Raw genomic sequence first — 11,273 nt, 5'->3', positions numbered from 1 at the left:
TGGTACCATTTGTCCACGTAGCGGTATTGCTCCACAAACCGGTTGCATTACTATCGTAAGGCATTGGTGCTGTTTGTGTGTTGATATCAATCTTACTTGGATTAACAAGGTTCCCTCGGTTTTTATTTAAGGAATTGTCGTTGATATGCGTTCCAATATAGGAATTCATCGAATAGTAAGCTGTTAAGCTGCTCCATGTTAGCGCACTGATATCATTTTTCGTCACGGTCGACGGCATGATTTTCCCCAGTGTATTGGCACCGGAACTTGCAATTTCCTGATTCATAATATAACGGATTTCACTTATAGCAAGTCCGCGGCTCCAGATACGCAATTCGTCGATATCACCTTTAAAGATGTTGACAATACTACTTTTATTGCGGTATTCCGCACCAATGGTAAAAATACTGGTTGTAGCCGTAGGAGCTGCCATGACTCCGGTTCGATCCAATACTCCATCGATATAAAGGCTTAACGTACCGGCAGTATAGACCGCGGCTATATTATGCCAGATGTTATTCGGTAGTGTAGTGTTTGATATCAGGGAAGCACCGTTCCATTCCATACGGATTTTGTTATCGTTTTGGATAACCAGTCGGTAGCCGGTTGTTCCGTTGTGTTTGGAAACGATTGTTTTGTCGGATGTGGCATTATTTGCCCCGGTTGGACGCGCCCATGCCATGATGGTAAACGCACCGGTAAGGTCATTTTTATTGTCTACACGAACGGCATCGTCTACACCGTCAATGGTAATATGGCGAGAAAGTACTACTTCGTGCGCCACACCAAAAGCGATGTATTTCGTTCCGTCGAAATCGTATAAACATTCCTGATTGGTTCCGTTGGTGTTTAGAAAGACCATGTCGATACCGGTTGTAAAAGCAGCATCACTTGCAATGATCATCACATAAGCATCATTTCCGGAAAGTGCCGGTAAGCTGGCAAGATCGGTAGTGGCTAAGGATACTTTTACAGTGGCTACATCGCCGCCGGTTTCTACGACTTTCCATCGTTTGTTGGTGATATCGGTAGTGGTTGTCACCGTCGAAGGTCCGAAAGTATAGGTCAACGGCGTTGCACTGGTAGTCATGTTCTGACCATTGCTTCCCCATACCAGGTATTTTCGGTCGGCATCAAAAGTATTGGTATTGGCCGAATTGGTTGTTAGAATATCGCCAAGTCCCATCGTAATTACGGCACCGGAATTGATACTTTTGGATTGTTTCTGATTTAACTGCGCCGCATCGTCGCGTCCGATTCCGGCAATATCATAGTTAAAACCGGTTGGTGCAATGTTCCAGATTGTGGTTCCGGCGGAGTTTACATAATTCTGACTCACACCATTTGTTCCCAAGGTGATTCCATATTTTATGCCCAGATAGGATTCGATACGGTTACGCTCGGTGGCATCGTTTTTTCGTGCCGAATAGGAGATTACCTCAGCGACACGACCACCAAAACTACCGTCAAAAACCTGACTTCTTCCCAGCCAGTAACGACGGTTTGACAAGGCAAGCCATTGTGGAACACCCACTTCGGTAGTCGAAATGCTCAGCGCATTGCTGTATAATTCCTGTTTGGTCCCGCCACTGTTATGACGGCTGTTGATGATGTTTACACCTGTATACGTACCGTTAACCTGAGCGAGGCCATAACCTCTGGTGGTTACATCGGCGGGTGTCGGTTCCGGTGTGCTTCCAACACAGTAACTCACGACTTCGTTGTCGAATCGAATCGAATATTGCCCGAATCCGATACCGGTACCATCTTTATCATAAGTATTATTGCCAGACGATTGCGCACAAAATAAATCGACACTGGGCGACGTGGCAGAAAGACTGGCCGGGTTGTCATTGATCACCACAATAAACAGGTCGTGGGAGAAAAAACCGGAAGTACTTTGTAATTCGGCTCTGTTCGAAAGATATGTGTAGTTGGAAGTAGAGGTAGACGGATTGTTTCCGAACTCCACTACCGGGTTGAAATTAATATTTTTGGTCGCATTGTTACGATAAGCCGGACGAACAGTCAGCGCGGCATTACCAGCATCGATTACTTTGGCATCGTTTCCTTTACCGCGATCGGTCCAGATATTTACATTCGCACCGTCGGTTCCTACCGTTGATCCATTGACCTGATCGGCGCGCAACCAGGTTTCCAGATTAGCAGTAATCCCTCCCGGACCGGTAGCAATGGTATTATTGATGGTCCCGGTGATGGTTACATAGTCGATAAAAAATTGCCGGGCAGCTCCTCCAGTTGTTGTTACGAATCGGAACTGACCTGTCGTTGAAAAAGTAGACGAAGTTGAAAAAATGGTTCCGAACAGGGCATAATAATTGGTGTTATCATTAATGTCCCGTAAAGAGCTTCCTCCTCTTTCGACCACCCTTACACTAGTCCAGGCTGCGGCGGCATTGTCGCGGTATTGGAGCGTAACTTTATCGGCGTTGTTTAAAGCATTGGATCGGACAAAAAAGCTTACGTCCACCTTGTTATAGGCCGCAATGTTAATAGTCGGAGACGTAATGGAACTCCCATTAACCGGAATCTGTACTTTCGACGTTCCGTTATAGGCATTTGTAGCCGTTATGGTTGCTCCGGTGAGCGTCCAGGTTGAGGTAACTTCGAAATTCTCCTGATGGAGCTGTGTGGTCTGTCCCGATACTAATTTAGGTAAAAGGCTGATTACCAATAGTAGCAATTGCCTTGTAATAGATTTTGTTGATCTCATAGGGGTAAGTAGTTTTGTTCATAAGTTTAGATAATTGGGGCATCTTCTTTGGTTGTTTACAGGCGCCCTTTTCAGAGCGCCATGTTGTTAAAGTACTTTTTTGAAAATTGTCTGGTTGGAAGTGGTAATCACTTTAACCAATAAAACGGCTTCGCTGGTAAATAGGTTGGTTGTAAAAGTCGCCGTACCAATTTTCGGTGACTGATAAATCAGTCTTCCTAATAAATCATATACCGATACAGTGCTTAAATCTTCTTTAGCCGATTGTACCGTTATGGCATTGTTGTTTTTGTAGATGCTGATGTGGGCATTATCGGCATCGAAATCAGGGTTGTTTAACATAGTATTTTTGAAAACCAGTTCAAAACGGTTGTTCGATACACCTTCTTCGGCTGAAAAGCTATAATTGTTCAGCTTCAGATCGTGTACGATATTCAATAGCTTGTCTTTTAGGAAAATAATCTGTGAGCCGTTGAACAATCCGTCGAAATGATCAATAGAAATAGTATAGGTTCCGGAAGCAGGCAGGTTAATCCCTAACGGAACGCTGTCATTATCGTCAAACGGAACCGGACGTCCCTGGATGGCATAGGCGTCGTTTCCGATTGTACTGTATAAAGCGGCACCACTGGCACCAAAATCTTTCGCATCGATACCATAATCGGCTTCAAATGTCGCTCCGGTCATATAACCGACTAAAATCTGACTAAAGGCATCGTTTGCACCGCTCATGTTTAACCAGATACGGTGTTTTTCAATAGCATCCTGCTCGACCATTGCCAGGGTGTGGTTGCTTTTAAAGAATTGATTTGCATTATTGATCAACCTCATATTGTTACGGAAAGCAACACTTCCGTTGGTTACGGCATTCACAAGGAATCCTTGTCCGACCTGAATAATACCGTTTGGAACGGCACCACCGGCCTGAGCCGCAGTTCCACCCAGTTTGGTGTATTTCGCATAATTGTTAAGCGGATATAAGCCGGTTGAAGGACTGGAAGGCGTGGCATGTGTCCAGAAATATAAACTTCCGTCGATAGTAGTGTTTACCGTTCCGGTACCGCTGATATTAGCGTTGATAAAATCAATCGCATTTATTGTAGACGGATACGGATTTCCAACCAGATTATAACCGGTAGTCGCACCGCGCTGTACGGCAATATTGATGTTTCCATTGTTTAAAACGCCGGTAAAATGACCCGGATAAACGGTTGGAGTGGTAGCACTCCAGGTATTCGGTGTGCGGATTAGGTAACCTTTGGCAGCTGTAAAGGAATTGGTGTTCGGGTTAATCGTTTCGTAAGCTCCGATCGGTCCGTTTAATGGATTATAAATATAAAAACGGTTGGTCAGGGTTTGCGGTGAAAAGGCTAGCAAATTCTGAGCTGCCACTGGCGAAGCCCAATTGGTATAATCCAGACGAATCATAGGCGAACTGTTTCGGTAGACATTACTCGTACCGGTGTTGGTTGTATTTTCCACCTGTACCAGATTGGCATTGTTCTGAATAATCAGATTGGCCGTTGGTGCCACGGCAACTTCACGGTTGATGATAAAGTTATGACCGGATTGAATCGTAACGACAGCCGTACCGTTAATGGTAAGCGAACAAGCTTCCAGATTGGCCGATGAGGTGAAATTCCCGTTTATAATCGCGTGTACGTCGTTATTTGGAGCATTGTTACTCCAGCTACTGCCATTCCAGGTAGTAGAAGTAGCACACGGAACACCCTGTATCGTAAAGTTCGTATTTGGGGTTACGTAGTTGTTACAGGTGTTGATCACGCTTACAGTTGCGGTACCGTCATTGGCGATATCGGCAGCGGTAATCGTAGCCGATAATTGTGTATTGCTGATAAAAGTGGTGGCTTTGTTGACGCCATTCCATCGGATAATCGATTCACCGCTCACAAAATTGCTTCCGGTTACGGTTAGCGTAAAATTGGCGCCACCTTCCAAAGCGGTATCAGGCGTTATTGTGGTGATAGCCGGATCCGGTTTTACGGTTACCTGAACTTGTTTTCGGGCGCTTTTTAACGGAGCAAATTTCCAGTTAAAGAATTGGAAAAACGTTCCGGTTCCGCTATTACTTTTAATACTAACGATGTTGTTGGTCATCGGATAGGTAATTCCCGAAGTAGCTGCAGTAAGATTAAAACCATTGATCTCACGAGAAACCAGTCGTAGGTTGTTCTGCGCCGGCAAATAAAAATCAAGGTCAATATCTTGTATTCCGGATGCTGCCATACGAATCACTTTCGATTCCAGCATCGCACCCGAACTATCCTGTAATTCGACTAATATCTCACCGTTTGTAGCACTGGTTCTGACACTCACGGATTGTAATTTGGTTGGTGTAGTACAATCGAATACCAGATATCGGTTTGCTACTCCGGCTTTAGCAGTTGCAGTCCCTGTTGGTGAAGTTGGTCCTACATTGGCAAGTGTCACTTCACGTTCCACAAAATACGAACGTGTAGCGGTTAAAGTCGGGGTAGTGTAGGAAGTCCCGGTTGCCAGCGCGGTTGTACTGCTTGCGGTATCATACCAACGGATCGTACCGGAATCGGCTGTAGACAAACTGGCTATTTTTCCTTTGCAGATAGTAGCATTGGCAACGGTGGGTTCGGCGGTAGTGGCTACCATCTGTACATTTAGAATCGTTGTCGCATTATTCGCAACGGTTGCCGCTATCGTTTGCGAAACATAACCCGGAGCTTCAAAAGTAATATTGTAATTCCCTGCGATCAGTAATTTGTAATAGTCACCGTGAAGGGAACCGGTTTTTACCCAGGCACCTTTTAAATCGTAACCCGGAATATAAACTTTAGCATTGATCGGATTGCCGGATGCATCGGTTACTTTACCCTGTACTCCGTAATTGGCCTGTTTAATATGATCTAAAAAAGCCTGTTTGTTATAATTCCAGAAATTAGGAAGTTCGGAAGCGGCCGGGAATTTCGTAGTCGAGATTTCGATGGTCACTTCTTTATTGTGCATGTAATAGTTGTTGTAATCCTGGCGGCCACCGCTTACGGTATACCAAAGCGAACCGTTGGTGGTTCCGGGATACTGACCGGCAAATACGTCGTCCATATAGCCATTGTTATTACTGGCGGTCTGACAGGATTGCGCATAATTTTTGGAGATAAACTTAAAATAATTATCGTGCGGATGCAGGTGATTTGGCGAGGCATAGGCATCCCAAGGATAGTTTACCACCTCAACACCACCGTGGAAATTGGCAGCCATCACGAAATTTCTGGTTTTTTCAAAAGCAAGGAAAGCCAGTGTTTCGGGCTGATAGGCATAGGTGTCCGGGTGTAATCCGTTTAACGGATCCGGATAATTTCGGTTTAAATCCCTTCCGTTAGCGTTGGCACGGGTCGCCGCGTTCCCGGTTGAATTCATCACATCGTTCCCGGCGGTTTTAAAAGAACCATCCGGATTGGAAAGCGGACTAATATAAATTTCGGTGGTATTAACCAAATTGGTTACTTCCGAATCGGTTCCGTAACGGGTAACCAGATAATCGATCAGGCGCATCATCAATGGGAAACCGGTAATTTCGTCACCGTGCATGGATGAGGAATAGAAAAATTCCGGTTCGGCCTCATCGGTCTGGCAATTGTCGGATATTTTTAAAATCCACAGGTTACGCCCGTTTGGGGTACTACCGATATTTTCCAGCTTACATAAATTGGGATAGGTGTCGGCATAATACTGCATTTTGGCGACATATTGGGAATAGGTCGGATAGGCATCCCAGGTGGAATCCCATTGTGCATTAGGAGCCATGGCACTTTTGGCGGCTTCGGCACTTGGAATTTCATTATCCGCAGTGCTAACCTGAAACGGAATATTGTATTTGAGGAATTTTTCAAAGTCAAGTTTGTCGGCATACGCTTCGGCTTTCAGATCGTCCTGATTGACTCTTTTATGACTTAACGACAAAAAAGAAGCCAGCTTTTTAAACTGCTGTTGGTTGGCAGCCTGAAAAGTGAAAATGACTTCTCCTTTGGTTTTTAAATAATGTTGTGCTTTGGCAAGATTTGTTTCTGTTTGGGCAAATACATTCGATAAGGAGGAGAGTAAAAATAAAATAATTAATGTAGTTTTTTTCATATAATTATGCTTTTGGGTTTTCAAAATTAATGAAAAAAAATTAACATAACTTTATATGTAAGTATTGTTTATTAAATAAAAAAATACAAATAGTTGTGCTATTTTAAATAAATGATGTTTTATTGTTATTAAAAGGTTATTTTAAGATTCAACAGTGTGTATGGTAAAAACATCAAATTGTAACATTGTGTTATTACAAAATGTGATATATTTTTATAAAAATACGAATTTGTTTGATAAAGTGTACTAGATGGAAGTGTTAAATAGTAACTATTGCGGTAAAATGAGAATAGGAAATACTATAGCAATCGGATTTATTTAACCCGTTCGATTTTGATGCTTTTTAAGTTTTTTACATAACGTCTTCCGGTAGCGAAATCGGTTGGTGTAAGAATGGCGATGCCGTCTTTTTGAGATGAAGTGGAAATGCCGTTAATTTCCATTAAAATTAAGGTATGTTCACCGGTAGGACTATTGAAAAGTTCATTCCAGGAAAAAACTACTTTATAGCCATCGGTGGCGATGCAAACTATATAGAATTCGCTCAGTACTTTAGGCGAAGGTGCGTCAAGTGCAATTTTGTGGAGTACTTCTTTAAGTAATATGCCTTTGCAATTTCGAAGCGTGCTTTTGTATTGAAGTGCGTGATTGCGTATTTGCAAGCTGTCTAGCGAATGAATCGTATAGGTTTTGAGCTGTTCGTAAGTTACAATAACCGGTTTTGCAGTTGGTGTTTCCAAAGTGATTATATTGGAATTCTGAGCAATGCAGCCATATCCGAAAAGTAAAAGTAGTGATGCCAGTTTTTTCATAATTACGCACTTGTAAATAATAATTTATAGGAAGCCATTACTAATACAGAGGCGAGGATATATTTTAATACGTTCTGATGAAATTTTCCGGCACCAAAATAAGCGCCCAGCATTCCTCCGGTAAAAGCAATAACGATATAAAAAGCCATGCCGGAAGTGATGGATATACCCTGAGTTAGCATTCCGGCCAATCCGGCGAGTGAGTTTACAAATATAAAAGCAGCGCTAATGGCTGCGGTTTGTTTCTGATTGGTCCAATGGAGTAACAGTAAAATAGGAGACAGGATAATTCCACCGCCAATGCCAATCATTCCCGAAAACAAGCCAATACTACCTCCTGTTGCCATGGCTAAAGTCAGATTACAGGGTTTTAAATTTGTGTCGGGTATGTTTTTAAAAAAGAAAAAACGCAGTATCGGAAATAGTAATAAAAAACCGAGAATGCGTTTGTAAAGCGTTGCGTCTATATTGATCATCCCACCGATAAAAGCCATAGGGATAGAGGTGCTGGCAATCGGGAGAAACATTTTTTTTAGAAAATAACCACGGTTGTAATATTGGATAAAAGAGGTTAACGAAACAAAGAGGTTTAAAATAAGCGCGGTTGGTTTCATTTCTTCCGGAGCAATACCATATAGTGCCATTAGCGCGAGATAGCCACTGGCGCCGCCATGTCCGACAGATGCATATAAAAAAGCAACAAGGAATAGAATAAGATAAAAAACTTCCTGTGGCATGACTGGATATTAAATACAAGTCTGCTAAATTTAGAACTTACGTAAATAAGGAAAGTAGGAGCGGTTTAAATTGAACTCAATCTGACCGTAAATGTCTTTTTATATCCAAATCAAATCCACTCTCTTTATACTTGTTATAGATTGCCAGCCTGTGTTTTCTAATCAATACGAATAGAAAAAGGGGTATAAGGCAAACCATACCAGATCAATATCTCTGGTTTGTCAAGCTGTTTTTCGATAACTTCTTTTTTTATTCCATTGCCACAAACGTTAACTTCGTGAAGCTTTGGTAGTTTGTTCAGGATGCTGAAATCAGAGATTTCGTTGTCATAGAGGTTTAAACGTTCCAGGTTCTTTAGGTTTTCCAAACCTTCGATATTTTCAATCTGATTCTCCGACAAATTGAGTATTAAATGGGTAAGCTTATCCAACTTGGGTAGAATGGAAATGCCACGACAACAAAGATCCAATTCTTCAAGGCTTGGCAGGTTTTTAAAAGCGACGATGCTATCAATATCATAACATTCACATACCAAAACTTTTAAATTTTCTAATCCGCTAATGTCTATTTTTTGGTCTTCCTCCGTGTTGCTTAATTGCAGTTTTTCGAGGTTGGGGAAGTTTTTCAGTGAGGTTACTTCAGAGTCTTCGTCTATTCTTATATCAAGTACTTTAACCTGTTCTAATCGGGGTAATTTATTGATAACGGCACCTCCCTCTATGGATAACTTTTCCAGTAAAGGCAAAGTGTTTAGATTTTCGACATCACCATCCGATTCTATAGAGAGTGTTTTTAAGGATTTCAGATGACCGATTCCTCTAAAAGGTATTTGATCATAGGATTGCAGGCTTAATTTTTCCATATTTTTTAGCTGCTGTACGTCCAGAATTGCGGTTTCTAAAACTTCAGGTGTTTGTTCGTCAATATAGAGATTAAGTTCTTTAAGGGATTTAATGGATAAGATATCCTGAGCAAGTTCAAGAGAATTTACCCAGATGTCAAGTTTTTCCAATGTTGTAAAGTGCTTTAAAACATTGATGTTTTCAATTAGTTCAAAAATATCCGAATCGTTAATAGTAAGCTTTTTTAAATGCGCTTTTAAAGGTAACAGTTTTTTGAAGTCGATAGGTCCGCTGTTAAGAGTATTGGTTGTGAATTTTAGGTTTTCTAATGCCGTAAAATACTGAAAAGCTTCCTGATTTTTAATTGCTGTTGTTTTAAAGACAATCTGTTGGATTTGGGGTGCAATTAATGAATAATCATCCAGGGCTATAGTGCATTTATCAAATGATAATTTATTTAGTCTGGAAAAGTGTTGTAAGTTATGGACATTGATCAGGTTGTAGCCTTCTATCGTCAAACTTCGTGTGTAGGAAGCGATTGATATCAGGAATTCGGTGTTAAAATCGGGTAATGGCGAAACCTTATCCCAGGTATAAATTCTTGGTTGAATGATGCATTCGGTTAATTCAAATTGTTTTGCATTATCCGGGATGTTGCGATCATTAACCTGTATATTAGGGTGTAAATAAAGTCTTTTTAAATCGGTGAACTGACAAATACTTTTTAAGCTCTCTATTTCACAATTGTTCAAACGTAAAACGGCTAAACCGTCCGAAATAGGGGCAAAGAAATCGAAATCCTTCAATTTCATATTTTTAAAATCCAAATGCGTGAATTTTCCTTTAGATTTTCGCGGGTATTGAATATCGTTTGCCGACGCAATAAAATCGGTGTCATCGATGTTTAGGCTGTATAATCGAGGGAAAAGATTTAATTCGTAAATATTGCTAACGGTACATTTAGTAAACGTGACATACTCAAGATGGTTGGAAATAGGCAGGAGAAAACCAGGATGTGGAATACTCATATTTTCCAAACGCAAATGTTGAAAATTACGATGCGCCGTCTTAGCCTTTGGTATGTCGGGATTAAAAGTTTCTTCGTTAGTTAAAGTGACGCTGTCCATATATAGGTTATCTGCAAAATCAGTATAAAGGAATGGGGAGATGTTTTCCAGTGTACAATGATTGATATATACGTTCTCTACGGAATAAAATACGGGTGTAAGTGCCTTTAAGCTATCAAATGATATTTCGGTAAGTCTGAGAGTTGTTAGATGATGATCGGGTTTATGATGGATTTTAGAATCAATGGAAATGGAACACTTCTCGAGCGTAAGATATTTTAGCTTTATCTGGTGTAATTCCCAGGCGTCGGCAATCGAGCATTCGGATAATGTCAGGTCGTAAAGTGTTTCAAAAAAAGGTTCGAGAGCTGCAAAATTGTCAAAGTGTAGCTGTGTAAGATGTAATTCGGTCAACTTCTCATATTGAACGGTGTCCTTAGTGTAGCTGGAAGTGGCATAACTGTTTCCGCTCATTTCGGCTCCTTTTTCCAATTGCTTTAATTTGATATTAAGAGCGTTCTCCAGTCTGCTGATAATTTTAATACTACTATCCATCTTTTTAAATCAAGGCTAAACTTATAATTTCGCTAAAAATAATTAAATATAGAGTAATAGCAAGTTTTAATTCTCGCAAAAGAGAAAAAAGGATATTTAGAATTTATAGTGCCAAAATGATTTGAAAAGGATGCTGAAAAATGGGTTGCAGAAAAGAAAAAAGGAAAATTTAAAATGCGGTCTTGTAAGTTTTGAGAGGCGAATCGTTGGATGAATTTTTAAATCGCATTCCTTTTTGTTGCTATACCTGACAGGTTTTAAAAACCTGTCAGGTATAAACAGCATTATTCTAAATAAAAAGAGCTTGCAGTATCACTGCAAGCTCTTTTGTTTTTTGTAGTCCGTAGGGGAATCGAACCCCTGTTACCAGGATGAAAACCTGGCGTCCTAACCCCTAGAC

At 41.0% G+C, this 11,273-nt stretch carries 5 protein-coding genes; all 5 read right to left on the bottom strand.

Going from position 1 to position 11,273, the window contains the following annotated elements:
* Window positions 1-2,734: LamG domain-containing protein (locus tag Q1R07_RS00360; protein ID WP_300484836.1), on the bottom strand; the 2,734-nt coding region annotated here is incomplete at its 3' end.
* An 87-nt stretch (window positions 2,735-2,821) separates the two neighbouring features.
* A complete protein-coding gene (locus Q1R07_RS00355) occupies window positions 2,822-6,859 on the bottom strand; it encodes a M14 family zinc carboxypeptidase (RefSeq protein WP_300484834.1) in 4,038 nt (1,345 codons plus the stop codon).
* A 314-nt stretch (window positions 6,860-7,173) separates the two neighbouring features.
* A complete protein-coding gene (locus Q1R07_RS00350; protein WP_300484833.1) occupies window positions 7,174-7,671 on the bottom strand; it encodes a molybdopterin-binding protein in 498 nt (165 codons plus the stop codon).
* A 2-nt stretch (window positions 7,672-7,673) separates the two neighbouring features.
* Window positions 7,674-8,408 (bottom strand): sulfite exporter TauE/SafE family protein, encoded by a 735-nt coding sequence (locus tag Q1R07_RS00345; protein ID WP_300484832.1) that lies wholly within the window; start codon window positions 8,406-8,408, stop codon window positions 7,674-7,676.
* Between the two features lie 158 nt (window positions 8,409-8,566).
* Window positions 8,567-10,873, bottom strand: a complete 2,307-nt coding sequence (locus Q1R07_RS00340; protein WP_300484831.1) for a leucine-rich repeat domain-containing protein — start codon at window positions 10,871-10,873, stop codon at window positions 8,567-8,569.
* Between the last annotated feature and the right edge of the window lie 400 nt (window positions 10,874-11,273).

Origin of the sequence: Flavobacterium sp. (genome assembly GCF_030146175.1) — a bacterium.
Taxonomy (GTDB): Bacteria; Bacteroidota; Bacteroidia; order Flavobacteriales; family Flavobacteriaceae; genus Flavobacterium.
The sequence above is the reverse complement of the archived record's forward strand: the minus strand, read 5'-3'. Positions and strand labels throughout refer to the sequence as shown.

Bases quoted from the DNA above. Each gene is read 5' to 3' on its own strand.
- Q1R07_RS00340 (WP_300484831.1), bottom strand. From the start codon at position 10,873: ATGGATAGTAGTATTAAAATTATCAGCAGACTGGAGAACGCTCTTAAT.
- Q1R07_RS00345 (WP_300484832.1), bottom strand. From the start codon at position 8,408: ATGCCACAGGAAGTTTTTTATCTTATTCTATTCCTTGTTGCTTTTTTA.
- Q1R07_RS00355 (WP_300484834.1), bottom strand. From the start codon at position 6,859: ATGAAAAAAACTACATTAATTATTTTATTTTTACTCTCCTCCTTATCG.
- Q1R07_RS00350 (WP_300484833.1), bottom strand. From the start codon at position 7,671: ATGAAAAAACTGGCATCACTACTTTTACTTTTCGGATATGGCTGCATT.